This window comes from Candidatus Kaistella beijingensis, assembly GCF_020084865.1.
GTDB classification, from domain to species: domain Bacteria; phylum Bacteroidota; class Bacteroidia; order Flavobacteriales; family Weeksellaceae; genus Kaistella; species Kaistella beijingensis.
Genome location: NZ_CP071953.1, coordinates 2,474,689 through 2,499,681, shown reverse-complemented (window position 1 = coordinate 2,499,681; position 24,993 = coordinate 2,474,689). Strand labels below are relative to the sequence as shown.

General features: G+C 37.2%; 25 protein-coding genes. 5 read left to right on the top strand and 20 right to left on the bottom strand.

Translation table 11 applies throughout. The annotated features are described in order from the left end of the window. Positions 1-123 precede the first annotated feature (123 nt). Positions 124-825, top strand: coding sequence for a tRNA1(Val) (adenine(37)-N6)-methyltransferase (locus J4771_RS11615; RefSeq protein ID WP_224135160.1), 702 nt, complete (start codon positions 124-126; stop codon positions 823-825). A 35-nt stretch (positions 826-860) separates the two neighbouring features. Here J4771_RS11615 and J4771_RS11610 read toward each other — a convergent pair whose 3' ends face one another. Next, complete coding sequence (locus tag J4771_RS11610; RefSeq protein WP_224135159.1) at positions 861-1,439, bottom strand: DUF6759 domain-containing protein; 579 nt, start codon at positions 1,437-1,439, stop codon at positions 861-863. Between the two features lie 137 nt (positions 1,440-1,576). On the opposite strand from J4771_RS11610, the gene tsf reads away from it, so the two are divergent. Together tsf and J4771_RS11600 are read left to right on the top strand one after the other, a co-directional pair. After that, entirely contained in the window at positions 1,577-2,401 is an 825-nt protein-coding gene (gene tsf / locus J4771_RS11605) for a translation elongation factor Ts (RefSeq protein WP_224135158.1), read from the top strand. A 102-nt stretch (positions 2,402-2,503) separates the two neighbouring features. Next, complete coding sequence (locus tag J4771_RS11600) at positions 2,504-4,864, top strand: choice-of-anchor L domain-containing protein (RefSeq protein ID WP_224135157.1); 2,361 nt, start codon at positions 2,504-2,506, stop codon at positions 4,862-4,864. Here the strand turns inward: J4771_RS11600 and fmt are convergent. The 5 genes from fmt to folK form a co-directional block, all read right to left on the bottom strand. Continuing rightward, positions 4,861-5,814, bottom strand: coding sequence for a methionyl-tRNA formyltransferase (gene fmt, locus J4771_RS11595; protein ID WP_224135156.1), 954 nt, complete (start codon positions 5,812-5,814; stop codon positions 4,861-4,863). The genes J4771_RS11600 and fmt overlap by 4 nt on opposite strands. A gap of 52 nt (positions 5,815-5,866) precedes the next feature. Beyond that, on the bottom strand, positions 5,867-7,768 hold the full coding sequence (locus J4771_RS11590) for a RecQ family ATP-dependent DNA helicase (RefSeq protein ID WP_224135155.1): 1,902 nt from the start codon (positions 7,766-7,768) through the stop codon (positions 5,867-5,869). Positions 7,769-7,851: 83 nt separating this feature from the next. After that, on the bottom strand, positions 7,852-9,297 hold the full coding sequence (locus J4771_RS11585; RefSeq protein WP_224135154.1) for an OmpA family protein: 1,446 nt from the start codon (positions 9,295-9,297) through the stop codon (positions 7,852-7,854). A gap of 34 nt (positions 9,298-9,331) precedes the next feature. Next, a complete protein-coding gene (locus J4771_RS11580; protein WP_224135153.1) occupies positions 9,332-10,819 on the bottom strand; it encodes an OmpA family protein in 1,488 nt (495 codons plus the stop codon). A gap of 10 nt (positions 10,820-10,829) precedes the next feature. After that, positions 10,830-11,252 (bottom strand): 2-amino-4-hydroxy-6-hydroxymethyldihydropteridine diphosphokinase, encoded by a 423-nt coding sequence (gene folK / locus J4771_RS11575; protein WP_224135152.1) that lies wholly within the window; start codon positions 11,250-11,252, stop codon positions 10,830-10,832. A gap of 20 nt (positions 11,253-11,272) precedes the next feature. Between folK and sppA the strand changes: the two genes are divergently transcribed. Next, positions 11,273-13,033: a signal peptide peptidase SppA gene (gene sppA, locus J4771_RS11570; RefSeq protein ID WP_224135151.1), complete on the top strand. Its 1,761-nt coding sequence runs from the start codon at positions 11,273-11,275 to the stop codon at positions 13,031-13,033. A gap of 65 nt (positions 13,034-13,098) precedes the next feature. On the opposite strand, the gene J4771_RS11565 is transcribed toward sppA, so the two are convergent. From J4771_RS11565 to J4771_RS11515, 11 genes are all read right to left on the bottom strand, one after another. Then, positions 13,099-13,353 (bottom strand): GlsB/YeaQ/YmgE family stress response membrane protein, encoded by a 255-nt coding sequence (locus J4771_RS11565; protein ID WP_224135150.1) that lies wholly within the window; start codon positions 13,351-13,353, stop codon positions 13,099-13,101. A 143-nt stretch (positions 13,354-13,496) separates the two neighbouring features. After that, positions 13,497-14,450, bottom strand: coding sequence for a signal recognition particle-docking protein FtsY (ftsY, locus tag J4771_RS11560; protein WP_224135149.1), 954 nt, complete (start codon positions 14,448-14,450; stop codon positions 13,497-13,499). A 2-nt stretch (positions 14,451-14,452) separates the two neighbouring features. Then, entirely contained in the window at positions 14,453-14,872 is a 420-nt protein-coding gene (locus tag J4771_RS11555) for a type II toxin-antitoxin system VapC family toxin (RefSeq protein ID WP_224135148.1), read from the bottom strand. After that, entirely contained in the window at positions 14,853-15,065 is a 213-nt protein-coding gene (locus J4771_RS11550) for a DUF6364 family protein (protein ID WP_262900172.1), read from the bottom strand. The genes J4771_RS11555 and J4771_RS11550 overlap by 20 nt, the downstream gene beginning before the upstream one ends. Before the next feature lie 199 nt (positions 15,066-15,264). After that, complete coding sequence (locus tag J4771_RS11545) at positions 15,265-15,420, bottom strand: DUF4295 domain-containing protein (RefSeq protein ID WP_224135147.1); 156 nt, start codon at positions 15,418-15,420, stop codon at positions 15,265-15,267. A gap of 19 nt (positions 15,421-15,439) precedes the next feature. Beyond that, positions 15,440-15,622, bottom strand: a complete 183-nt coding sequence (gene rpmG / locus J4771_RS11540; protein ID WP_039341297.1) for a 50S ribosomal protein L33 — start codon at positions 15,620-15,622, stop codon at positions 15,440-15,442. 6 nt (positions 15,623-15,628) lie between these two features. Then, entirely contained in the window at positions 15,629-15,865 is a 237-nt protein-coding gene (gene rpmB / locus J4771_RS11535) for a 50S ribosomal protein L28 (protein ID WP_048499659.1), read from the bottom strand. 162 nt (positions 15,866-16,027) lie between these two features. Next, a complete protein-coding gene (proC, locus tag J4771_RS11530; RefSeq protein WP_224135146.1) occupies positions 16,028-16,831 on the bottom strand; it encodes a pyrroline-5-carboxylate reductase in 804 nt (267 codons plus the stop codon). A 76-nt stretch (positions 16,832-16,907) separates the two neighbouring features. Next, on the bottom strand, positions 16,908-17,942 hold the full coding sequence (murB, locus tag J4771_RS11525; protein WP_224135145.1) for a UDP-N-acetylmuramate dehydrogenase: 1,035 nt from the start codon (positions 17,940-17,942) through the stop codon (positions 16,908-16,910). A 128-nt stretch (positions 17,943-18,070) separates the two neighbouring features. Next, on the bottom strand, positions 18,071-19,276 hold the full coding sequence (locus J4771_RS11520) for a pyridoxal phosphate-dependent aminotransferase (protein WP_224135144.1): 1,206 nt from the start codon (positions 19,274-19,276) through the stop codon (positions 18,071-18,073). Between the two features lie 658 nt (positions 19,277-19,934). Further along, positions 19,935-22,079 (bottom strand): M3 family metallopeptidase, encoded by a 2,145-nt coding sequence (locus tag J4771_RS11515; protein WP_224135143.1) that lies wholly within the window; start codon positions 22,077-22,079, stop codon positions 19,935-19,937. 58 nt (positions 22,080-22,137) lie between these two features. On the opposite strand from J4771_RS11515, the gene J4771_RS11510 reads away from it, so the two are divergent. Further along, positions 22,138-22,932: a head GIN domain-containing protein gene (locus J4771_RS11510; protein ID WP_224135142.1), complete on the top strand. Its 795-nt coding sequence runs from the start codon at positions 22,138-22,140 to the stop codon at positions 22,930-22,932. A 186-nt stretch (positions 22,933-23,118) separates the two neighbouring features. Here J4771_RS11510 and J4771_RS11505 read toward each other — a convergent pair whose 3' ends face one another. Genes J4771_RS11505 through J4771_RS11495 form a run of 3 tightly spaced genes read right to left on the bottom strand, consistent with a single transcriptional unit; the run spans position 23,119 to position 24,954 of the window. Beyond that, a complete protein-coding gene (locus J4771_RS11505) occupies positions 23,119-23,937 on the bottom strand; it encodes a TPM domain-containing protein (protein WP_224135141.1) in 819 nt (272 codons plus the stop codon). Continuing rightward, positions 23,918-24,346: a TPM domain-containing protein gene (locus J4771_RS11500; RefSeq protein WP_224135140.1), complete on the bottom strand. Its 429-nt coding sequence runs from the start codon at positions 24,344-24,346 to the stop codon at positions 23,918-23,920. The genes J4771_RS11505 and J4771_RS11500 overlap by 20 nt, the downstream gene beginning before the upstream one ends. Beyond that, entirely contained in the window at positions 24,346-24,954 is a 609-nt protein-coding gene (locus J4771_RS11495; protein ID WP_224135139.1) for a LemA family protein, read from the bottom strand. Before J4771_RS11495 ends, J4771_RS11500 begins: the two co-directional genes overlap by 1 nt. Positions 24,955-24,993 lie beyond the last annotated feature (39 nt).

The following is a 24,993-nucleotide window of genomic DNA, read 5'->3' as shown; positions in this document are numbered from 1 at the left end:
AAACTGATCATTGCCTTCGTCGAATCTTCGATTTCACGGCGAAACGAATTCACCATTCAGTATTTTTCAGTATTCAGAATTATTACTTATTGCTCATTACTTATTATTTATTACTCATTAAACTTGAAACCTTTCCACTTCAAAAAATTTTCCATCAACCAAAGCAAAGATGTTTTCCGAGTTGGAACAGACGGAGTTTTGTTGGGCGCAATGTGTTCGGTGGAAAACGCAACAAATATTCTTGAAGTCGGTACAGGAACAGGTTTGATTTCACTGATGATTGCCCAGAGAAATCCGAAAGCAAATATTTTAGCGATTGACATTGATGAAAATGCAGTTAAACTTGCGGAGGAAAATTTTACAAATACTATTTTCTCTGGAAGATTAAATGTTTTAAATAAAGATTTTAAAAATTTTAGTGGAGAAGAAAAGTTTGATTTCATTGTTTCAAACCCTCCTTATTTTGAGGAAAATTTATCAGAAAAAGATGTGGTTGCAAGACAAAGAAAAGAACTCAAATTCGAAGATTTAGTTGAAAAAGCATCCGAAAACTTATCCGAAAACGGAATCTTTTCGGTTATCATTCCCTTTGAAAGTTCAGAACATTTCGAAAAAATCTGCAGTAAAAATAACCTTTCTCTTCATCGAAAAATTGTGGTTTTAGGTATTCAGAATTCAAACCCGAAAAGAGTTATTCTAGAATTTGGTTTTAAGGAAAAAAAGGCTATTCAATCTGAATTCACCATTGAAAAATCTCCAAGAAAATACACCGGTGAATATTTGGAGCTGACAAAAGATTTTCACGTCTTTAAAACAGAGCATTAAATATTACTCATTGCTTATCGCTCATTACTTATCAGTTATTTCGGCGCATTCAGCGTCACCACAATATCTTTGCTGATATTTTTTGCGGAAGTATATTTGGCGTCACAAACCATCGTGGTCAAGGTATAACTTCCTTTATCAATCAAAATAAAGTTTTGGTTGTTTGCCGGAACATCCAAATTGTAAAATCTTTTTCCGTTAATTTTCACAATCAAATTACATTTTGATTTGTTGACAATCTGTACATAAGCGGTCTTACTTGAAGGGTCGCTGTTGAAAAGATGATTTAACAAATCCGCAGTTCTCTTGTGTTTGTCGTTGCTTCCATCTTTAGCAACATCTTTCTTAATGGCGGTTTCCAGCTTTTTGGTACTTATTGGAGCCACCGTTGGTTTTGCAACCGCAGCTTTTGCCGCAGGAGCTTTATTGTTGTTCATCACGGCGAACAGCTTTCTCTTAAACTCTGGAGTTCTTGGATGGTTCGGATTGAATTTAATAAAATTTGCAATTACCTGCGGATCACTGCTCTTCTCTACTTGTGCCTCTGTATATTTGGACTGTGAGAACGCAAAAAATGAAGTCAAAAAAATAAATATATAAAGGATTTTTTTCATCAATGCCGTGATTTATAGAGTTTTAAATTTTAATAATAACGAAGAAATCTTCTTTTTAGTTTGCCCGAAATTTATTATCTTTGCAACGCTTAAAAACAAGGCTAAAATAATCAATTTTTTAATATAAAAATAACAATATGTATACACCGGTTGCTGCAGATGTAGCTAAACTAAGAAACATTACAGGCGCAGGAATGATGGACTGCAAAAAAGCATTAGTAGAAGCTGAAGGAGACTTCGACAAAGCCATTGAAATCCTTAGAAAAAAAGGACAAAAAGTTGCTGCAAACAGAGCAGACAGAGAATCTACTGAAGGTGCTGTAATCGCTAAAGTAAACGAAGATAACACGATTGGTGGAATCATTGCTTTGAACTGTGAAACTGATTTCGTTGCAAAAAATGACAACTTCGTACAATTGGCACACGAACTTGCTGAACAGGCGATGATGTATGCAACTAAAGAAGAATTCCTAGCTTCTGATTTTAACGGAATGAGCGTTGCGGAAAAATTAATCGAGCAAACGGGAGTAATCGGAGAAAAAATCGAGATCGGTTCTTTCGAAAGAATTGAAGGCCCTTATTTGGGAGCTTACATCCACGCTGGAAACAAAATTGCTTCCATCGCTTCACTTTCTGCAAACGTAGACGGAGCTGCAGAAGCTGCAAAATCTGTGGCAATGCAGGTTGCTGCAATGAATCCAATCGCTTTGGACGAAACTTTGGTATCCCAGGAAACCATCGACAAAGAATTGGAGATCGAAAGAGAATTGTTGACTAAGGAAGGAAAACCTGCAAACATCATCGAAAATATCCTGAAAGGTAAAATGCAGAAATTCTACAAAGACAACACTTTGGTACACCAAGCTTTCATCAAGGACGGTGGAATGTCTGTTGCTGATTACGTAAAATCGGTAAACGGTGACTTGAAAGTGCTAGGTTTTGTAAGAGTAAGCCTTGCTTAATTATAAGTTTTAATCTTAAGATATGATTAAATCTCTTCCGTTTTATGGGAGAGATTTTTTCTTTCTGCTTTTTAAAGTAAATTTGTAGCCCGCAAATTTCACATGGTCAAAAATAGCTTTCTTAAAAATCTTTTCTCGCTGATTTTTTTCATTTCTCTAAATCTTGGGAAAGCGCAGCAGTACATTACGGTAAGTTCTAAAACCGCTGATGAATTAGTGAAAGACGTTTTCATTGGGCCACAAAATGCGAGCTGTATTTCGGTATCCAACATTTCAGTTAACGGATGGCAGGATTATGGGAACTACCCTTTTAGTTATGGATATTTTGAGAAAGGAACTCTACCTTTTGATATTGAGAAAGGAATCATTTTAAGTACAGGTGCTGCAGCAAACGCAGCCGGCCCAAATAACACTACAATTGTAAGCGACGGCGCTGGAAGCGATTGGGTAGGCGATCCAGATCTTTCGATCCTGGGTATTTCCGGAAAATTCATGAATGCAACTTCTTTAGAGTTTGATTTTGTGGCAAACAACATTACTGGAATAAGCTTTGACTACATGTTTCTTTCTGAAGAATATCACGGAACAAGTGGCTGTAACTATTCCGACGCATTTGCATTTCTAATCAAAGAAGTGGGTTCAAGCAATTATGAAAACATTGCCACTGTTTTGAATTTAAAAACAGGGAATCTTGATCCGGTTTCGTCCACGTCGGTTAGAGATAATACTTTTTGTCAACCACGAAACGAGGAGTATTTTGGGAGATACAATATTCCACCTTCATTACCACGAAATCTTTCGCCAACAACTTTCGATGGCCAAACCAAAGTCCTTACCGCCAAGAAAGACAATATCATTCCTGGCAAAAAGTATCACATCAAATTGGTAATCGCAGATCACGGCTCCAATGCGAACACTCAATATGATTCCGCCGTTTTTTTAAAAGCAGGAAGTTTTGTTGGAAAAAAAGATTTGGGACCAGATTTATTAATTTCGACCAATAATCCCCTGTGCGAAGGAAGCAGCGATAAAATTATTGACGCCACCACAGCAGGAGCCTCCTCTTATAAATGGTTTAAAGATGGTGTTGAATTAATTGGGCAAACCAACCCTACGCTTTCGGTTCCGGGTATTCCTGCTTCCGCTGGTAAATATGAAGTCGAGATTAATTTGTCGGGTTGTATTTTAAGAGGTTCAGTGATTATAGAAATCGGCGAAAAAGCAATCGCCCCGCTCGGAACTTTTTCTGTTTGTGACAAAACACTTTCCGGAAGTGTGCCGATCAATTTTGATGAGCTGAATCCGCAGATCATCTCTAATTATAACACGACATTTATCCCAAAATATTATTTGGATAAAACACAGGCTCAAAATGGCACAGGAACCCCATTGGTGAATGGTTGGCTTTTAACAGCGAATACAAAACTCTATGTTCGAATAGAAAGTATTTATAATTGCACTCCTGTTATCGGTGAAATCACTTTAACCATTGGCAACAAGGTAAATTTAATCAAAAACACATACTCAACACCCGGTATTTGTAACGACAACTTTCAGGGCGTAAGTGTAAATCTTTCCAATTATAACAGTCAGTTCACTACTGATCCTACAGTGAATGTGATTTTCTATAATTCGTTGAATGAAGCAAAAGCAGCAATCGCAGGAACTTCAATTAATCCTAATCAAAATTTAAATGATACAAAAACTTTTGGTATTCGCTTGGAAAACGCAACGGACTGCCCAAATGTTGCCTCATTAACTGTCAACATCAAATCTCCAAAAAAGTCTACCGTTCTGCAGGATAAAAAGATTTGCGGTAATTCAACTGTTGTGTTGGATGCAGGATCAGGATTTGATCACTATCTATGGAGCGACGGAACTACTTCGCAGACGATCACCGCTGGAATTGGCGAATATTTTGTGGACTTATTCTTCGATCAGTGTGTCTATCGGCAAACGGTAAAAGTAACCGCCGCTGAAATTCCGGTGATCACTCATGTAGATGTGGTGGGAAATACAGTCACTATTTTCGCAACTGGTGGAAACGCTCCTTACCAGTACGAATATTCAATTGATGGCACCAATTTTCAAACTTCCAATGTTTTTTTTAATGTTCCGCGTGGAGTTCATACCGCTTATGTTAAAGATTCCGAAAATTGTGGATATGGACAGAAACAGTTCTTAATCTTAAACCTGATCAACACCATTACTCCAAACGGCGACGGAATCAATGATGTTCTGAATTACTCCGACCTAAAAATGAAGAAAGATGTGAAAATGGAGATTTTTGACCGATTTGGTAACAAGGTTTTTAAAGCTTCTGACCACTATATTTGGGATGGAAAGCTTAATGGCAGAATTTTACCAACCGGAACGTACTGGTACCTTTTAAATTGGACTGAGCCTGACTCCAATCTTCCAGTTTCTTATCAAGGATGGATTCTGATAAAGAACCGAAATTAATTTTCGGCCATCGAAATATTATCAAAATTGCGAAAGCCATTTAAAAAATCTTTTACATTCATTCTCTTTTTTCCTTCCAATTGCAGTTCTTGCGGCTCGTAAAAGCCATCTTTTGTAAAAATTTTGAAATGATTTTTATCGATTTCTAAAGTTCCCGGTGATTTTTGAGGATTTGAAATCTCGAATTTCCCACTGTAGATTTTCAGCGATTTTTTCTCGTTCCCTATTGTTAAAATGGTGAATGCACAAGGATATGGCGACATTCCGCGAATAAAATTGTGAATGGTTTCTGAATTACGATTCCAGTTGATTTTAGTGTCGTTTTTAAAAATTTTAAAGGCATTTTTAGGATGTTCAACCATTGGTTGCGGTTTTTCCCGAATAGCGTTTTCAGCAAGTCCGTCTAAAGTTTTCACCACGAGTTTCGCACCCATTTGCATCAGTCGGTCGTGAAGTTCTCCCGCGTTTTCATCTGGTAAAATTTCAATTTCTTCCTGAAGTAGAATATTTCCCTCGTCGATTTTTTCATTGATGAAGAATGTTGTTGCACCAGTTTTAGTCTCGCCATTAATTACCGCATAGTTAATCGGAGCCGCACCACGATAGTCTGGAAGTAATGAGGCATGAAGATTGAAAGTTCCAAATTCTGGCATCTCAAATAAGACTTTTGGCATCATCCGGAAAGCGACTACGACAAAAACGTCTGCATTTAAACTTTTGACTTGATCCAAAAACTCTGGATTTCTCAATTTTTCGGGTTGAAAAACGGTAAGATTATTTTTTACGGCAAAAGTTTTTACTGGGGATTCATGAATTCTCTGTCCGCGACCGCTTGCTTTATCTGCAACGGTTACCACACCAACAATTTGATGTTGTGATTGATGAATAGCTTCTAGCGAGGTTTTAGCAAATTCTGGTGTCCCGAAAAACACAACTTTTAATGACTTCATTAATTATAATTGATGATTGATAATTTACTGTTTGTTGCTTATAGCTCATTACTCATGCAACAGTATAGGTTCTGAAATTAAGCATTTTCACTTTTCCTTCATCTAAAAGATAAATAAGGTTTTCGAGGATATTTTCCTTCTCATAATAATTTAGTCGGATGGATATTTCCTCAACATTTGAAGGTTTGTTTCGTAAAACCTGAAGAATTTCTTCGGAGATATCTCTTCCAAAAACGCTCTCTTTCTGTTTCTCACAAACCGAGCATTTACCGCAGCTTTTCACCTTCTTTTCACCGAAATAGGAAAGGATCAACTTCATTTTGCAGAACTCTGAATTTTCTACGAAAAACTTCATTTCTTCCCACTTTCGTAATTTATTTTTTTGAATCTGTTCAAAAAGACTCCAATATTTCCCATTAATTGAACGCTCGTCCCGATGTTTCAGAAACTTTACGCTGGAAAGTGCTCCATCAATATATTCCAAATAATTATTCTGCTGCAATTCTTTAATTCGCTCCTTGATCACATGTTGATCCACATTGATTTTATTGCTTAAGGTCTGCTCGCTGAACATGATCTTGTGAGAAGTAAGTCCTGGAAAGTTCCGAAATAAAGTTTCAACAAAATAAGAATCTTTTTTGGAAAGCAAATCCAACTCTTCCGGAGAAATTTTTAATTCCAATGATGAAAGCGACTTATTACTGTTGAAAAAAATAATTTCCTGATTATGAAGAAAGGTCAGCACATTCCTGATTTTCGCCAAAGAAGTTTTTGTGAAATTCTGAATTTTTTGGATATGGAGTTGAAAAACATCTTCCGGCAAATCGTTTTCCGCAATCTGAAAGGTAGAATACAGATATGAAACTATATTTTTAAACTCCGTTTTTGACGGAATTTGATTATTAAGAATTCGATCCAAATTTTCAAGTTCCTGTTTATTCCAAAGAAGAAAAGTGTAAGATTCGCCACCGTCTCTTCCTGCCCTCCCAATTTCCTGGTAATAGTTTTCTATGGACTGTGACGGAGAAAAATGTACGACAAGACGAACATTGTCCTTATCGATTCCCATTCCGAAAGCATTTGTTGAAACCAATACCTGATTATCGTTTTCAATCCAATGTTTTTGTTTCAGATTTTTTTCCTTTACGGGTAATCCTGCATGAAAAAAATCTACATTTTCAATTTTATTTCGGTGCAGAAATTGAACCAATTCTTCGGACTCTTTTCTTGTCCGTACATAAATAATTCCAGAGTTTCGGTTGTATTTCATCAAATTCAGTACCCTTTCATATTTATCAGAAATCTGGTCAGCAACAATATGAATGTTTGTTCTGCGGAAACTTTGCTTAAAAATTTCAGGATTTCTTAGGTTGAGTTTTGATTGAATTTCGTTGAGAACTTTCAGAGTAGCGGTTGCCGTTAAAGCCAAACATGGGATATGTTGAAAATTTGCTCTAAAGTTTTTAATATTTTGATAACTCGGTCTAAAATCTTGTCCCCATTCAGAAATACAATGTGCCTCATCCACCGCAATAAAAGAAATTTGAATTTCTTCCAAATTCTGAAGAAAGATCCGGTTCTTTAATCTTTCCGGAGAGATGTATAGAAGCTTTGTAAGTCCGTCTTTGCAGCGGTTAAAAATAACTTCTGCATCAAAGTTATCCAGTTCGGAAGAGAGATATTCTGCTTCAATTCCATTATTTTTGAGTTGATAAACCTGATCTTTCATTAAAGCCAAAAGAGGAGAAATCACTAAACAAGTTCCTGTTAAAATGAGGGCTGGAAGTTGGTAACACAAAGACTTTCCGCCACCAGTCGGAAGCAGAGCCAAAGCATCTTTTCCCGAAATAATTGAGTTGATGATTTCCTCTTGTGAATCACGGAAAGAGTCGTATCCCCAAAAATGCTTTAGGGTGTCGAACTTCAGCTTTTGAAAATCTTGCTGGGAAATCATTTCGTAAAATTACTGAATCTAAATCCACCAAACAAAAAAAGCCACGCAGTGCGTGACTTTTATTTATCAATAATTTTTAAAAATTATTTTGCTTCAAAGTAAACTCTTCTGTTTGCTCTGTTTTTCCATTCAGGACATTTTGTAGCTGGTTCACACTCTGGATATTTAAGGTCTTTTTCACCTCTACCAATTGCGTTTAATTTACCTGCTTCTACACCATTCTGGATTAAATAACTTTTTACATTGTTTGCTCTTCTTTCGGACAATTTTTGGTTATAAGCGTCAGAAGCTCTTGTATCTGTTGCGCCAATTACGTTGTAAGAACCACTTGAAGAGTTAATATAATTTACAGCGTTATTTAAGATAGGAGTATTTGATGGAAGAATTTTGTCTGAATTCAAGTCAAACTCAATTCCTTCCAAAGTTCTTGTGTTATCAGAAACTGTTGAAGAAGAAGTTGTAGGACAACCGTTATTTTCAACTGGTCCTGGAACGGTAGTACATTTATCATAAAGATCGATTACGCCATCTAAGTCTGTATCTAGAGCTACACCTGCACCATCAACTCTTGCACCTGCTGGAGTATCAAGTTGTCTATCCCAATCATCACAAACGCCGTCGTTATCAGCATCTCCTTTTTTACAAACTTCAACATCCTGGTTTTTGTCAGCCAAGACATCTAACTTGTAATAGATTTCCTGTAGCGGGTCATGCCAGAAAAGGTGTGATTCGTGTTTTCCTAAATTTAAGGTAGCTCCCAAGGTAACGTTGATTAAGTTATCCGATGGGTTGTCGTTGACGATTCCATTGTAAGACCTTCCACCTGCACCATCAAAATCTTCATCTCCTGTAACAATGTACATCATTCTTCCTTCTAAGTCAATAGATTTTGTAGCTCTATACTTCAGACCGGCACCAGCTTGTGCGAAAAGACTTCCCAATTTAAATGGTTTTACTTCTGTAATTAGTTGCTGATTATAAGCTGCACCTGCATCTTGTCTATATGCCCTATATGATAATGAACCTACTCCGGCATAACCGTGAAGAGCCCATCTAAATGGAGAGTGATTATCTACTCTTCTCAAAAGGTTAGAAAAATTGATATCTCCTAATAATGAGATTGCATCATATTGAGTTCTTGCCCCATCACCTGTTGGAGATGCAACATGATCTTTTGTATTTACAAACCCTTGTCTTGATTCACCTTTATCATACTGCAATTTTAATCCGAAAGCATGAGTAATAGCTTTATCAACGCTTAAATAAGCAGACCACCCGTATAAATTCTTACCTGCTCCAAATCCCTTGATTGAAGTTAAATCTGATGACTGCATCAACGGAATACCTGCTCCTGCAGAGATTGCCCAATCGTTAAATCTCTTCGAAGCTTGTGTAAAAGGAGATACGTTTGCAGAACCAGAAGTATATGCATTTGGATAATTTCCAGTTGAAACCGCAACAGAATCTTGTGCAAAAACAGCTGTAGGTAAAACTAGAGCCAATGCAACGCTTGTTAAATTTAGTTTCATAAAATTTTTGTTTTTAAGTTTAAAAATGATGTTATTATTTTTGAGCGAAATATACTCTTCTGTTTGCCTCGTTTTTCCATTCAGGACATTTTGTAGCAGGATCGCATTCAGGATACTTAAGGTCAGTTTTGCCTCTTCCTTCCGCGGTCAATACAGATGAGTTAACTCCTTTGCCAACTAAGTAATTAACTACCGCATCGGCTCTTCTTTGTGATAATTTTTGGTTTAGATCGGCAGAGCCTCTGGTATCAGTTGCACCAATGACCAAAAATTTGCTGTTTGCATCTAAAGATTTGATGACTTCAGCCGCTTGATTTAGTTTATCAAAAGATTTCGTTCTGATTTTATCACTATTAAGTTCAAATTCAATTCCCTCAAAAAACTTATTTACTTCATCAATTGCTGACGTTGAGTTTTGCGTTACCACCGGTGAGCTTGTTGTTGGGCAACCATTATTTTCAACTGGTCCTGGAACTGTGACGCATTTATCGTAAAGATCGATAACACCGTCCAAGTCCATATCCAAAGCAACACCTGCACCGTCAACTCTTGCACCTGCAGGAGTATCAAGTTGTCTATCCCAATCGTCACAAACGCCATCATTATCGTTATCGCCTTTTTCACATACTACAAATTCATTTGGTGTACTCTCCAAGGCATTTGTTCTTCCGTAAACATCTTGCAATGGGTCATACCATGACAAATGCGTATCATGTTTTCCTAATTTAAAGGTAAGACCTAAATTAACTGTAAAATAGTTATCAGAACGTCCTGCTGTAATAGCATTATACGGAGGTATAGCTACCGGTGTCCAACCACCGCCGTCGAAAGAGTCATCTCCAGTGATGTAATACATCGCTCGTAACTCTACGTCGATCAGTTTAGATGCATTGTACTTAACCCCTGTTCCTACTTGGTAGAAAAAGGTATCAAGACCTAACTTCTGGTCAATTTCAATGGGAATCCTTCTAGGGGAATTATTCCATCTAGACATATCGTTATCCAGCAATAGCGTATTATACCCTACAAAACCAACACCACCATAACCATGTAGCGCCCATCTGTAAGGTGAGTGATTGTCTACTCTTCGAAGTAAGTTTGAAAAATTAACATCCCCCAAAATAGAAACTTGGTGGAATTTTGTCCACGCAGTTGCAACACCTGCCGCAACTCCTAGAGCTCCGGGTAACATCGCTTTTTGATTGGTTTTACCCATCATGTACTGTAGGCTCATTCCGAAAGTATGGGAAATCTGCTTGTCCAAGCTTACATATCCATTCCATCCAAAATTAACTTTGCCGTCGTAGAAAGAATTAACATCTGCAGATTGTAGAAATGCTCCACCACCTCCAACAGAAACCGACCAGTCACGAAACATCCTTGAAGAATTGTTAAAAGGATGCACATTTGCAGAACCACTAGAGTAGGCATTTGGATAATCGCTCGTATTCCCAGCAGATGTGTTGCTTTGGGCATAGAATACAATCGGCAAAGCCAGTGTTAATAATAAATTTAATTTCATATTATTGTTTTTAATGTTTTGTTAGTTGATCTAACAACTTTCTAGAAAATTCTCGATTATACAAATGCTTAAAATGCGGTATTTGTAGCCTTTCTGAGACAAAATGCACGCCTCCAAACAGAACAATATCTATATCGATACTCCTGTCTGAATATGAATTTGAAATCAATGTATCTTTTGTTCTCCCCATATCATACTCGATTTTCTTTATAGAATTCAAAATATGTATAGGCGAAAATTGTGTTTTTAAAAGTAATGCAATATTACAAAAAATATTATTACTGACAAATTCTACGGGCGCTGTGTACAAAATTTCAGTTTTTTCTATAATTTCACCAACGCTGCTTTCTATCCGTTTTAATGCAGTTTCAATATTTTTTTCTCTATCTCCCAAATTACTGCCAAGTAACAAAGTGACCAAATGTTGCGACATATCCCCAAATTATAAAATTTATGAAAAGTTTTTTTAAAAATGTTATTGCAAATATAGTCGCAATTATGATTGTGATCGCAATTGGCATTTTGGCATTGTTGATGATGATTGCAGCCAGCGCTTTAAGTGGCAGCGAAAAAGCTCACGTTAAGAATAATTCTGTACTCACTTTAGACTTTAATACTAATATTATCGACAGTCCTTCCGAAGACAGCCCGGAAATGTTTTCATTCAACGCAGAAAAAGAAAAAAACGTTCTGATTTTCGATATGATTGAAGCTATTAAGAAAGCAAAATCAGATGATAAAATTAAAGGAATTAGTATTGAAACAGATGGTTTGAGAGCCGGAATGACACAATTGGACGATATTCGCGCTGCTTTACAAGATTTCAAAAAGAGCGGTAAATTTGTGTATGCGTATGGAAATAACGTTTCTCAACCTGCTTATTATCTAGGGTCTGTTGCCGATAAATATTTCCTGAATCCTGCAGGTGGAATTGAATTGAAAGGTCTATCCACAGAGATTCTCTACATGAAAAACTTTATCAACAAATACGGGATCGGAATGCAGATCATCCGTCACGGAAAGTATAAATCTGCAGTGGAGCCTTTCTTAAGAGATGACATGTCGCCTGAAAACAAGGAGCAGATTTCAACCATGCTTAAAGATTTATGGTCAGGAACTTCAGAAAAAATGGCTGCTTCAAGAAAAATCGATACTGCACAGTTTAGAACTGTTGTTGACAGTCTTTATGGAATGATCCCAGATTTAAGTTTGCAACACAAATTAGCCGATCAACTGATTCAAAAAACCGAATATGACAATCTAATAAGAACAAAACTTAATCTTAAAGAAAAGGATAAGCTCAACAAAATTTCTTTCATCAAATACATCAGTTCTTACAGCGAAGACAATGTTAAAAAAGACAACCAGGTTGCGGTTTTATACGCATCAGGAGCAATTTACAATGGTGAAGGTTATGATGCTGTTTATTCCGAAAACTTTGTGAAAGAAATTAAAAAACTAACTGAAAACGATAAAGTAAAAGCGGTCGTTTTCCGAATTAATTCTCCGGGCGGAAGTGCAAATGCTTCGGATGAAATCCTTTTCGAGCTTCAACAACTGAAAAAGAAAAAACCTTTGATTGTTTCCTTCGGCGACTACGCCGCTTCCGGAGGTTATTACATCGCAATGGGTGCTGATAAAATTTACTCCGAACCCAATACTTTAACCGGATCGATCGGAGTTTTCGGTATGATTCCCAACTTTAAAGAAATTGCAAATAAAAATGGTCTAAGTTCACATGCCGTAACAACAAATGCCAATTCCAACATGTATTCCCCAATCAACGGAGTTACTTCTGGTGGAATTTCGATGATGACGAGAAGTGTGGAACAGACTTACAAAAGATTCGTTTATTTCGTGACACAAAACCGTAAAAAATCTTTCGAACAAATTGACGAAATCGGCGGCGGAAGAGTTTGGAGCGGAACCCGCGCAAAACAACTCGGACTTGTTGACGAATTGGGAAGTTTAAACGATGCTATTAATTACGCAGCCCAAAAAGCAAAAATGAAAGAGTACAACGTTGCGGCTTACCCGAAAAAAGTAAGTCCTTTCGAGCAATTCTTTAAAAACATGGAAGAAGACGAACTTTCTGCACGTCTTATTAAAAACAAAATAGGAAAAGAAAACTACAAAGTTTTTGAACAAATCACCAATCCAAAACTTCAGGGAGGCGTAATGATGGAAATGCCTTATCAAATCAAATTCGACTAATTTCCCCATAAAAAACCCCGGTTTGAAAAATCAAACCGGGATTTTTAATTTTTTTTGTAAAAAGATTATCCTCGCTTCGTCGCCATTCCGTAAATCCAGAGGACTATTAATGCACCTGCAACAGCAAGAAACATACTTCCGATGTTGAATCCTGTAACGTCACCCAAGCCAAGAAGTTGACCGATAAAAGCTCCAACATAAGCTCCCACAATACCAAGAATAATTGTTAATAGCCAACCCATTCCCTGATTTCCAGGCATAATGAACTTAGCGATTGCACCTGCAATAAGACCAAAAATGATCCAAGTTAAAATTCCCATAGTTTTAAAATTTTAATGTTAATATTTAATGAAATTATTTTCCTTTATAGTTTTATCAAAATTAAGACCAAAAATTGATATCACCGCAAATAAAATTAATTTTCTTTTCAGCTAAAACTTATATCACTACGTTTTCAACAAGCTTATCTCCTTTTAAAGAAGGAATCCACAAACTCGGTTCCGTTGAAGAGTTGGAGATCCGTCATCTTCTCTCCCACTCCTATATATTTTACCGGAATCTGAAACTGGTCAGAAATCCCAATCACTACTCCGCCTTTCGCTGTTCCATCTAATTTAGTCACCGCTAAAGCATTTACTTCTGTTGCTGCGGTAAACTGTTTCGCCTGTTCAAAAGCATTTTGACCTGTACTTCCATCGAGAACCAATAAAATTTCGTGTGGAGCATCAGGAATTACTTTCTGCATCACTCTTTTAATTTTAGTAAGCTCGTTCATTAAATTTATTTTATTGTGCAATCTTCCCGCAGTGTCGATGATAACCACATCTGCATTATTGGCAACCGCACTTTGAACGGTATCGAAAGCGACTGAAGCAGGATCGCTTCCCATATTTTGTTTTACAATCGGAACTCCGACTCTCTGACTCCAAATCACCAATTGGTCAACTGCAGCTGCTCGAAAAGTATCTGCAGCACCGAGAACAACTGATTTTCCTTCAAATTTAAATTGATGAGCGAGTTTTCCAATAGTAGTGGTTTTCCCAACTCCATTCACCCCTACAACCATGATGACGTAAGGTTTTTTGCTCTCATCGATATTTCCTGTTCCTGCGTGTGGATTTTCCAATAAAAGTCCTGAAATTTCTTCACGAAGGATTTTATCGAGTTCATCGGTTCCAACAAATTTATCTTTTGCGACGCGGTTTTCGATTCTTTCGATAATCTTAATCGTAGTTGAAGCACCCACATCTGAAGCGATGAGGACTTCTTCCAAATCATCCAAAACCTCATCATCAACTTTTGATTTTCCGACCACTGCTTTCGTCATTTTTTCGAAAAAACCTTGGTTGGATTTTTCCAAACCTTTGTCTAAAGTCTCTTTTTCCTCTTTTTTAAATATATTTTTATACCAACTCATTTTTATATGCTGTTAAAAGTTTTTAGAAAATTTTCGGGGTCCATTACGGGAACATTGCTGTGTTTGTAATCTTTAATATTTCTTGTCACAATAATATCGATTTTATTTTGTTCTGCAGAAAAATTTTGGAGGGCGTCTTCGAAATCGTTAAAGTCTGAATTTAAAGCTTCTCTTATCGAATTCTTACTAAAATTCACCACATCTGTTATTTGAATCAGATCACTCAAAATACTTTTCAAATCTTTTCTGGATTTTTCCTTCTGAATCATGTCATTAATATTGCTAAAGATAATTGGCGTAATAAACCCAGAAACTTTTTCCAAATAGCAAAGATTTAGAATTTTTGCAGAATATTCTACAAATGGTTCCCTCTCAAAGACAAAATCGAGGATTACGTCAGAATCAATCAAAATTCTTTTCATATCCTTTCCTATGTTTTTCCCAGATTGCATCTTCCAATTCTTTCTTATAATCAAAATCTGCAGGAACTTTTACTGCTTTTTTTCTCATCGATTCTATGAACGGACTTAACGGAATTTCATTTTCAGTTTCTTTTCTTTTTGCCGTCAAGAGTTTCAAATAATTTTCCACCAATTTAGAAAGGCTGCTTCCCATTTCTTTGGCGTATTTTTTGGCATCTTCTTTTACATGGTGGTCAATAATTTAAGTTAGTTTTGTGTCCATCACTCACAATTTTATTCAAAGATAATCAATTCTTAATACGTGTAAAATACATCACAATCACACGTGCTAAATTCTTTCCAAAAAAAAAACTACCCAAAAGGATAGTTTTATATTTACTCGAGCGTTGCGATTACTTTTTCAAGAAATTGTCAACTTCGTCTGCGTTCATTACTTTTTCTTCAAAAACGTAAGCACCGCTTTTTGGCGATTTTACCATTTTGATTACTTTGGTCATTTTTTTAGAACCTGCACCACCTTGAAGCGTTGCTACTACTTTCTTTGCCATTTTTTATTTTTTTAAAAAATTACTTGATTTCTTTGTGAACGGTGTATTTTTTAAGAACAGGATTGTATTTTTTCAATTCCAATCTTTCTGTGGTGTTCTTTTTATTTTTTGTAGTGATGTATCTTGACATTCCTGCTACACCAGTTTCTTTGTGCTCTGTGCACTCCAAAATTACCTGAACTCTGTTACCTTTTTTTGCCATGATTTCTTATTTAATAAATCCGTTTCTAGTTGCTCTCTCTAATGCTTCCTCAATCCCAATTCTATTGATGATTCTCAATCCGTGTGCAGAAACTTTTAAAGTTACAGATTTTTCTTGCTCCGGAAGGTAAAATTTCTTCTCCAATAAGTTAATTTCAAAACGACGCTTCGTCTTGTTATTAGCGTGAGAAACATTGTTTCCTACCATCGCACGCTTTCCTGTTATTTGGCAAATTCTTGACATATCTCGATGTTCTTTATTACTACTATAATGTTTGAGGTTGCAAAATAACGAAGAAATTTTCACATAGACAAATATTTATAAATTAATTATTTAGAAATTTTTACAAAATATTGGTGAGCCTTTTATTGGAAGTAAGTTCGGGTTTGTAAGTGAGAAAATATCTCATTTACTCAATTCCCTCGAACGGTTTTCCGCCGCTAAAATTCCTTTTTTTAATGTGATTTTCAGTTCGTTTTCGTCGAAAGTTTTCAGTGCCGCTTCCGTTGTTCCGCCTTTTGAAGCTACATCTTTAATTAATTCTTCCAAATTTTTCTCTGAATTATTGATGAGATGATACGCTCCCAACATCGTCTGTTTCACAAACAGTTTCGAAAGATTTTCATCGATTCCCATTTCCGTTCCCGCCTTAATCATCGCATCCACGATATAATAAAAGTAAGCCGGTCCGCTTCCGGAAAGTGCGGTTACGCCATCCAAAAGGTTTTCGTCTTCCAGATAAACGGAGCGTCCTGTAGAATTCAGCAATTTATCGATATTCATCAAATCGTTGAAAGAAATTCCATCTGCGGCAGTATAACCTGTAATTCCCATCCCGAGAAGAGTCGGAGAATTTGGCATGGAACGAACTACTTTTTTATGGTGGAGTAATTGTTGAATTTTCTCAATTTTAATTCCTGCCATGATCGAAAGCATCATCTGATTTTCCTTAAATCTAAAAGAAAGATTTTCCGCCACGAACTGAAAATCTTGAGGTTTCACGGCAATGATGATCAAATCTGCATCAATATCCGAAATTTCATCAAAAACAGAAACTTTTGAACCCGGAAATTCCTCCGATATTTTTTGAATTTTTTCTTTCTTTCTTGTAATTAGATGTAGGTTTTCAGGTTTGATGAGTTCGTATTTCAAAAAAGATTTTGAAAATGAAATGCCCATTTTTCCTGCACCGAGAACAGCTATTTTCATGAGTGATAAATGATAAATGATAGTTGATAAATGATAGTTGCAAACCGCCGAAAGCTGATTGCAGATGCCGAAAGCATTAAATAATATTCACTTCCCTTTCAAGCTCAATTCCGAATTTCTCTTTCACTGAATCAATTATTAATGACGAAAAATCAAAAATTTCTCTTCCGGAAGCGTTTCCTGTGGCGTTAACAATAACGAGTGCCTGTAAATTGTGACAGGCCACATTTCCAATTTGTTTTCCTTTCCAGCCGCATTGTTCAATGAGCCAACCTGCAGGAACTTTCACCAAATCTCCACTTGGATAATGAGGAATTTCAGGATATTTTATTTGAACTTCCTGAAACCGTTCCTTAGAAATGGTTGGATTTTTAAAAAAGCTTCCCGCGTTTCCTATCACTTTCGGGTCGGGCAATTTGCTTTGACGAATATGTATCACGGCTTTTGAAACATCTTGAATGGTGGGATTGTCAACGCTCATTTTTTCAAGTTCACCTTTAATCGCGCCGTATTCTGTTTTAATTAAATGATTTTTTGTGGTCAGTTTGAAAGTCACCTCCAAAATCACATACTTTCCTTTTCCTTCCTGCTTGAAAATAGAATCCCGATAACCAAATCTGCATTTTTCATTATCAAATTCTTCGATTTCCAGAGTTTCCAAGTTCAACACTTTGCACGAAACGAAAACATCTTTAATCTCCGTTCCATACGCACCGATATTCTGCATCGGCGAAGTTCCCACATTTCCTGGAATTAAAGACAAATTCTCTAATCCACCATAATTTTTATTCAAACAAAACTGAACGAACTCGTGCCAATTTTCACCCGATTTTGCGGTAACCAAAACTTCGTTTTCATTTATGATTTGTTCGGAAACCCCTTTCAAGTCCAATTGAATGACCAAACCATCGAAATTTTTTGTGAAAAGGATATTGCTTCCACCACCTAAAAAGAGTTGTTGAGTGGGTGTGTTGGTGAGTGCGTGAGTTGGGTTTTGTTTTAAAACTTCAATTAGTTCTCCTACAGAATGAACTTCTGCAAAATATTTTGCGGAAACATCAACTCCGAATGTATTGTGATTTTTTAAAGAAAAGTTTTCTTGGATGGTCATCAAATTGTAATAAGTCGCAAATTTAATAATTTTATAAGTAGTAAAAATGCCACGAATTCACTAATTATTCGTGCATTCGTGGCAAATTGATACTATTTTTGGTGCAAAGAAAAATCTTCGAAATTTAATTACAAACCAAACTCAATCTTATACTTTTGCAGCGCATCATTCAGCAACTCCACGCTTCGCCGCAAATCTTCCTCCTTCAACACATACGCAATTCTCACCTGCTTTTTCCCCAATTCCGGATTGCTGTAAAATCCCGTCATCGGAGCAACCATTATCGTCTCGTTGTTGTGCGAATAACTTTCCAAAAGCCACTGCGCAAACTTGTCGGAATCATCAATCGGCAATTCAACACCACAATAAAATGCTCCTTTAGGTTTCGGACAAATCACACCGGGAATTCCGTTCAGCAAATCCACCAAAAGATTTCTTCGCTTTGTATATTCTTCCCGAACTTTTAAAATATATTCTGTATCGTTGTGATGAGCGGCAGTTGCAGCAATCTGTCCCAAAAGAACCGGACTCAGCCTTGCCTGTGCAAAAAGCATCGCCGCATCGTGAATTTTTTTCGAGCGGGTCACCATAAAACCAATTCTCGCTCCACACATGGAGTAACGCTTTGATTCTGAATCGATAATGATACAATGGTCTTTCAACTCCTTAAACTCAAGCATTGAATGTTGCTGTTTTCCGTCATACACATATTCGCGGTAAACCTCATCGGAAATAATCACGATATCATGCTTCAACGCGATCTGCGAAAGTTTCTCCAACTCCTCTCTCGTATAAAGATAACCGGTGGGATTACCAGGATTACAAATAATAATTGCACGAGTTTTATCGGTAATTTTTTTCTCAAATTCTTCAATGGACGGCAATGCGAATCCCGTATCAATCGTCGATGGAACCGCAACAACTTTCACATTAAACGTATTGGTAAAACCATTGTAATTCGCATAGTACGGCTCCGGAATGATCACTTCATCGCCATCATCACACAACGTGGAAATCGCAAAATTCAACGCTTCGGAACCACCATTGGTCACGATAAAATCCTTGGTCGTTAAATCTGTAAATCCTAATCGGTGGTAATAATCCTGCAACGCTTGCCGATACTCCAAATTCCCTTCAGAAAGCGCGTATTCATAGATCTTCAAATGATTTTCTTTCACTGCATCCAAAGCAGTTTGCGGCGTTTCAATATCGGGTTGCCCAATATTCAGATGATATACTTTTATCCCTTTTTGTTTCGCCTGAATCGCATAAGGAACCAATTTTCTTACAGGTGAGGCAGGCATATTTTGCGCGCGTTGAGAAATTTTCGGCATGAGGTTTTTTTAAAAATTTGAATCTGACAAAACTACAAAATTTTTAGGAGCAACAAGATTTTCGCTTCTCCAAAAGTTCGTACCGGCTTTCCACTGCAATTCCTCGTTCCATAGCTTTGTCCAACGCATACTGCGGGATTTACGTTTCAATCCGGGCTACAAAAAAAGGCGGACTTTCTTTTGAAGGGAAAAAACTTCGCCAAAGTTCCCAATTGTCTCGAAGTTGCTTAATTAGAATAATTTATAAATTGCAACAGAATGTCAATAGGAACGGTTCAAACACCGTTTAAACCGGTTTTAACCAAAACTTACAATTTCAAGAATTGATGTCGCCACTTCGTGGCTCCGTTAAATGTTTTTGTACCATTCTCAAAGGGCTTCACCCTTTGCCGATGCTTTCGCCACTTCGTGGCTTCACAAAAAACTAAATGAATAAAAAAATTACAACTCAAAAATGGAGCGGAATTGCGTTTACAGTAAAAAATAAAATTCGCCAAAGTTTGGAACTTTGGCGAAGTTTGACAAATTATCTTATTCTTATTCGAAGGAGCCGAATTGGTTTTTCAGTGAGAAAATCATTCGGACTAGTTAGTCAATCACTCACCAACGAACCCACTCTCAAACTCTCCCACTTTCAAACCCTCTAACTCACCCACAATTACTTTATAAACCCCTTATTCTTCAACAACGGATTAATACTCGGTGTTCTGCCCGTAAAATCTTTAAATGCCTGATTCAAATCCACCGAATTTCCAACCGACAAAATATATTTTCGGAAACGGTCACCGTTTGCTCTAGTCATTCCACCGTTTTTGGAAATCCAATCCCATGCGTCCGCGTTTAACATGTCGCTCCACATGTAGGCGTAATAACCCGCAGAATAACCACCGCCCCAAATATGTGCAAAATAAGGAGTGTGATAACGTGGTGGAACAGCATTCAAAGTAAATCCATATTTATTCAACACGTTTTTCTCGAATTCCAGAGTCGGTTTCAATTGAGATTCATCTGTTACCGAATGCCAATTCATATCCAAAGTTGCTGCGGAAACAAGTTCCGTGGTGGAATAACCTTGGTTGAAAGTTCCCGCCTTTTTGATTTTATCCACCAAAGCTTGTGGCATCGGTTGTTTGGTTTGATAGTGAATTGCGTAGTTTTTCAAGATTTCCGGTTCTAAAGCAAAGAATTCGTTGATTTGCGAAGGGAATTCCACAAAATCTCTCGGCGTATTCGTTCCCGAAATGGAAATGTACTTTTGATCAGCAAAAAGTCCATGCAAAGTATGTCCAAATTCGTGGAACATGGTGGAAACATCGTCATAAGAAATCAAAGACGGTTTTCCTTCCGCAGGTTTTTGATAATTGAAAACATTCACGATCACCGGTTTTTGACCCAAAAGATGCGATTGCTCCACAAAGTTGCTCATCCAAGCGCCACCATTTTTGTTGTTTCGGGTGTAGAAATCAAGATAATAAATTGCCAAAGATTTTCCGTCTCTGTCGAAAACTTCATAAGTCACCACATCTGGATGATACACCGGCAAATCTTTTCTTTCTTTAAAAGTGATTCCGTAAAATTTTTCCGCAGCATAGAAAACCCCTTTTTCCAACACGGTCGTCACTTCAAAATACGGCTTGATTTGATTTTCGTCCAAGTCATATTTTTCCTTTCGAACCTGTTCTGCATAGAAATTCCAATCCCATGGTTCAACGGTAAATCCACCTTTTTGCTTGTCGATTAATTGTTGAATTTCCGCTTTTTCACGGGTTGCAGTTTCCACGGCAGGTTTTGCGAGTTGTGCCAAAAGATTCATTGCGTTTTCGGGATTTTTCGCCATTTGGTCTTGAAGTTTCCATTCAGCAAAAGATTTTTTTCCTTGCAAATGCGCTTTTTCCATTCTCAATTTCGCTTGTCTTTCCAAAATGTTTCTTGTGTCGTCTGCATTTCCTTTTTCTGCTCTGTACCAAGATGCCTTAAAGAGTTTTTCCCTGGTCGCACGGTTTTTTAAGTTTTGAAGAAGCGGTTGTTGAGTGGTATTTAATAAGGCCAACAAATATTTTCCATCTTGACCTGCTTTCTTAGCATCAGCAGCAGCTGCCGCGATTTCATCTGCAGAAAGTCCGTCCAATTCCTTTACATCAGAAATCAGAACCGCTCCATTTTTTCTCGCATCCAAAAGTTTATTGGAAAACTGGGTAGAAAGTGTCGCCAATTCCTCATTGATTTTTTTAACTTTTTCCTTATCAGAAGCAGAAAGATTCGCTCCTGCGATTTCAAAATTCTGCAAATAATATTCGGTCAATCGTTTTTCTTCACCTTTCAATTTAGAAATATCGATTGCTTTTAATCGTTGATAAAGATTTTCATTCAAATAAATTTTATCGGATTGAGCCGCGAATTGTGGCGCATATTCTTCCTCCAATTTCTGTAAAGTCGGATTTGTATTCGAACCTGTTAAGTTAAAGAACACAAGTTGGGCTCTTTTCAAAACCTCACCACTATTTTCAATGGCGAGAACGGTATTTTCAAATGTCGCTACAGATTTGCTGTTTGCAATTTGATTGATTTCCGCTAATTGCTTTTTCAAACCATAATCGAAAGCAGGTTTGAAATGTTCATCTTTAATTTTGTCGAATTCTGGCGCTTGATATTGAAGCGTACTTTTTTTCATAAACGGATTCGAAGCCAAAAATGCGTCAACTGCGGGAGTTTCGGTTGGAGTTGTGGTAGTATTATTCATCGTAGAACATGCGGAAATGGCCGCCAAAGAAGAAATTAATAAAACGGATGTAATATTTTTCATTTTTAAATTGTTATTTAGGGTAAAGGTATTAAATTTAAGCAAAATAAAATCCCATTCCATGAAAACACTCGCTCTACTCGCAGTTTCCGCAATGACTATTTTTTCCTGCAACATCAAATCAGATGGCGCAATCTCGTTCTTCACCACACCAAAAGAAGGAAAAGGTCCGATTACCGATAAAGAATTCAAAATGAATTTTGATGAAATCAAAGTCGCGCAATCCATTGACGCGGAAGTAGTGAAAGCATCTGAAGAAAAAGTGGTGATTTCTGCGCCATCCGATATTTTGGAAGATATCTTGGTTGAAAATTTAGGTGGTAAATTGTACATTCATTTTAAGCCGGGAATCAATATTTCTTCCCGAAATGTTTCGGCTAAAATTTTTGCCAAAGATTTTTCTGCGATTAAAGCAAGTTCTTCCGCAACCATAATCGTTAAAGACAAATTCACACAAGGCAAAACCGATATTGAAGTTTCGAGTTCGGGAACGATTAAAGGTGATTTCGAAGCGAATGATTTGTCCATCGACGTTTCAAGTTCAGGGACTTATTCCGGGAAAATTTGGGCCGTCAATTTGGAATCTGATGTGACTTCTTCCGGCGACATCAACATTTCTGGAAAAGCTAAAAACGCTAATCTTTCCGCATCGTCTTCAGGAACATTGGATGCTCAAAACGTAATCGCAGAAAATGCAGATATTTCCGCTTCAAGCAGTGGTGATGTAAGTTTGGCGGTTTCCAATTCATTAAAAGCGTCGGCAAGTTCTTCGGGAAGCATTGATATTTCAAGAAAAGGGAATTTGAATGTCTTAAGTCAGAAAGAAAGCAGCGGCGGAAGCGTGTCTATCAAATAAACTACTTTTTTAATATTTAATTGAAATGTCCCGCAAGATTTTTGTGGGATATTTTAATAAAAAAACCAGCCAATTCGTTGGCTGATTTTAAATTTTTTGTGATTTCATAAATATTAAAGAAGGATAAATTTTCTTGGTAAATATGGTTTTCATACTGACAAATTACTATTTGTCCCTTGCAAAAAACTACCATCCTCCAGAAGCTCCTCCTCCGCCAAAACTTCCGCCGCCGCCGAATCCGCCGAATCCACCGCCTCCGAATCCTCCTCCGGAACCGCCGCCAAATCCTCCACCGCCGAAACTTCCCGGGAATGGGAAAAATCCGCCCGGATAAGTTCTTCTTCCGCGTCGGGAAAGAATAACGTCTTCATCATCATCGTTGTAATTTCCGCCACCTCCGCCTCGATTTCTGAATAGGAAACTTAAAATCAAAAAGATGAAAAAGGCAATCAGCAGAAGTTGAAATATACTCAAACCTTCATCCGAAGAAGTGTCTTTGACAATAGGTTTGAATTTCCCCTGAACAGCCTCCATTAAAGCAGTTGTACCACGATTAATTCCGTCGTACCAAAGTCCTTGTTTAAAATTTGGCGTTACAATATAATCTAGAATTTGCCCCGCAACTGAAGCCGTTAAATATTGTTCAACTCCTCTTCCCTGTTGAATGGACATGGTATGATCTTCGGTCGCAATTAAGAAAACGATTCCATTGTCTTGCGTCTTTTCACCAATTCCCCATTTTTCACCGTACATCGTGGCGAGATAATTAACATCTTCACCGCCGGTTGTAGGAATAATGATGACTGAAATTTCCGTAGAAGTAGAATCTGCAAAAGCTATCAATTTTTTGTTGAGCACATCTTCTTCCGTTTGATTCAGAAGATTTGCCTGATCATAAACTGGATAAAGAATTGCCGGTTTTGCAGGAATTTTTTGGGCAAAAACAAAAAGGTTTAAGCCCAGAAATAAAAAGGCAAAAAAGTATTTAAGAGAATGTAATCTCATTCGGCAGTTCATTTGGATTTTCCCCCGTGATTGGGAAGTATTTTTTCAGTTCGGCACCTGTTTCAAGCACTGCATTTTTTAAACCTTCATAAAACTTTCCATTCGCAAAATCTGCGGTGGTTTTGTCGTGAAGTCTGTCCCAAAAACTTTGATGAACTTTTTTGTGAATACCTTCGTCCCCGATAATCGTGAGATACTTTCTCTCAAAATTCACGTGAAAAAGCACGCCATTTTGAGCAGCAGTTTTGTCCTTGCAAAGTGTTCTGAACACTTCGAAAGCCATTTCCGCATTGTTTCCTTCTGTGTTGGAGTCAATGTGGATTCTGATTTCTCCGGTGGAGCAATCTTCTGCTGTTTGAATGGCTTCCACGAGGGAAGCCATTTCAGTATCTGTGAGGAAAGTATTCATTAATTTGTGAAAACCTCAGGTGCTTTCTGCGCTCCTGCTTCCGCTTTGAAATAAGGTTTTTCTTTAAAGTTGGTAAAATTCGCCAAAATATTATTTGGGAAGGTTTTTATCGAAGTGTTGTAATCCTGTGCTGCCTCGTTGTAATAAACGGTTTCGCTTCGGATGCTGTTTTCAATAGCGGTATATTCTCTTTGGAAGTTGATGTATTGTTGGTCAGCTTTCAAATTTGGATATTGTTCAACTACTGCCATCAATCTGCTTAACGCTCCACTCAATTCACCTTGTGCAGCCTGGAATTTTGCCAAATCAGCTTCCGTCATGTTGGTAGGATCTACAGTGATTGAAGTCGCTTTTGATCTTGCTTCAATTACTTTAGTTAGAGTTTCCTGCTCAAATTTAGAGTAAGATTTTACGGTTCTTTCCAAGTTAGGAATTAGGTTCGCACGTTTTTGGTAAACGGTTTCCACGTTAGACCATTTTGTGTTTACATTCTGTTCTTTAGACACGAAATTGTTATATCCGTTCTTACCCCAAAAGAATAAAATTGCTGCAATTACGAGAAGAGCAATACCGATGGTTCCGGCGCTCATACAACCTCTATTTCTCATAGTTTAAATTTTTAATGTTTAAAATTCGATACCCAAATA

Excerpts from the sequence above, each read along its gene's own strand:
- J4771_RS11610 (WP_224135159.1), bottom strand. The coding sequence starts at position 1,439 with ATGAAAAAAATCCTTTATATATTTATTTTTTTGACTTCATTTTTTGCG.
- tsf (WP_224135158.1), top strand. The coding sequence starts at position 1,577 with ATGTATACACCGGTTGCTGCAGATGTAGCTAAACTAAGAAACATTACA.
- J4771_RS11600 (WP_224135157.1), top strand. The coding sequence starts at position 2,504 with ATGGTCAAAAATAGCTTTCTTAAAAATCTTTTCTCGCTGATTTTTTTC.
- fmt (WP_224135156.1), bottom strand. The coding sequence starts at position 5,814 with ATGAAGTCATTAAAAGTTGTGTTTTTCGGGACACCAGAATTTGCTAAA.
- J4771_RS11590 (WP_224135155.1), bottom strand. The coding sequence starts at position 7,768 with ATGATTTCCCAGCAAGATTTTCAAAAGCTGAAGTTCGACACCCTAAAG.
- J4771_RS11585 (WP_224135154.1), bottom strand. The coding sequence starts at position 9,297 with ATGAAACTAAATTTAACAAGCGTTGCATTGGCTCTAGTTTTACCTACA.
- J4771_RS11580 (WP_224135153.1), bottom strand. The coding sequence starts at position 10,819 with ATGAAATTAAATTTATTATTAACACTGGCTTTGCCGATTGTATTCTAT.
- folK (WP_224135152.1), bottom strand. The coding sequence starts at position 11,252 with ATGTCGCAACATTTGGTCACTTTGTTACTTGGCAGTAATTTGGGAGAT.
- sppA (WP_224135151.1), top strand. The coding sequence starts at position 11,273 with ATGAAAAGTTTTTTTAAAAATGTTATTGCAAATATAGTCGCAATTATG.
- J4771_RS11565 (WP_224135150.1), bottom strand. The coding sequence starts at position 13,353 with ATGGGAATTTTAACTTGGATCATTTTTGGTCTTATTGCAGGTGCAATC.
- ftsY (WP_224135149.1), bottom strand. The coding sequence starts at position 14,450 with ATGAGTTGGTATAAAAATATATTTAAAAAAGAGGAAAAAGAGACTTTA.
- J4771_RS11555 (WP_224135148.1), bottom strand. The coding sequence starts at position 14,872 with ATGAAAAGAATTTTGATTGATTCTGACGTAATCCTCGATTTTGTCTTT.
- J4771_RS11550 (WP_262900172.1), bottom strand. The coding sequence starts at position 15,065 with ATGGGAAGCAGCCTTTCTAAATTGGTGGAAAATTATTTGAAACTCTTG.
- J4771_RS11545 (WP_224135147.1), bottom strand. The coding sequence starts at position 15,420 with ATGGCAAAGAAAGTAGTAGCAACGCTTCAAGGTGGTGCAGGTTCTAAA.
- rpmG (WP_039341297.1), bottom strand. The coding sequence starts at position 15,622 with ATGGCAAAAAAAGGTAACAGAGTTCAGGTAATTTTGGAGTGCACAGAG.
- rpmB (WP_048499659.1), bottom strand. The coding sequence starts at position 15,865 with ATGTCAAGAATTTGCCAAATAACAGGAAAGCGTGCGATGGTAGGAAAC.
- proC (WP_224135146.1), bottom strand. The coding sequence starts at position 16,831 with ATGAAAATAGCTGTTCTCGGTGCAGGAAAAATGGGCATTTCATTTTCA.
- murB (WP_224135145.1), bottom strand. The coding sequence starts at position 17,942 with ATGACCATCCAAGAAAACTTTTCTTTAAAAAATCACAATACATTCGGA.
- J4771_RS11520 (WP_224135144.1), bottom strand. The coding sequence starts at position 19,276 with ATGCCGAAAATTTCTCAACGCGCGCAAAATATGCCTGCCTCACCTGTA.
- J4771_RS11515 (WP_224135143.1), bottom strand. The coding sequence starts at position 22,079 with ATGAAAAATATTACATCCGTTTTATTAATTTCTTCTTTGGCGGCCATT.
- J4771_RS11510 (WP_224135142.1), top strand. The coding sequence starts at position 22,138 with ATGAAAACACTCGCTCTACTCGCAGTTTCCGCAATGACTATTTTTTCC.
- J4771_RS11505 (WP_224135141.1), bottom strand. The coding sequence starts at position 23,937 with ATGAGATTACATTCTCTTAAATACTTTTTTGCCTTTTTATTTCTGGGC.
- J4771_RS11500 (WP_224135140.1), bottom strand. The coding sequence starts at position 24,346 with ATGAATACTTTCCTCACAGATACTGAAATGGCTTCCCTCGTGGAAGCC.
- J4771_RS11495 (WP_224135139.1), bottom strand. The coding sequence starts at position 24,954 with ATGAGAAATAGAGGTTGTATGAGCGCCGGAACCATCGGTATTGCTCTT.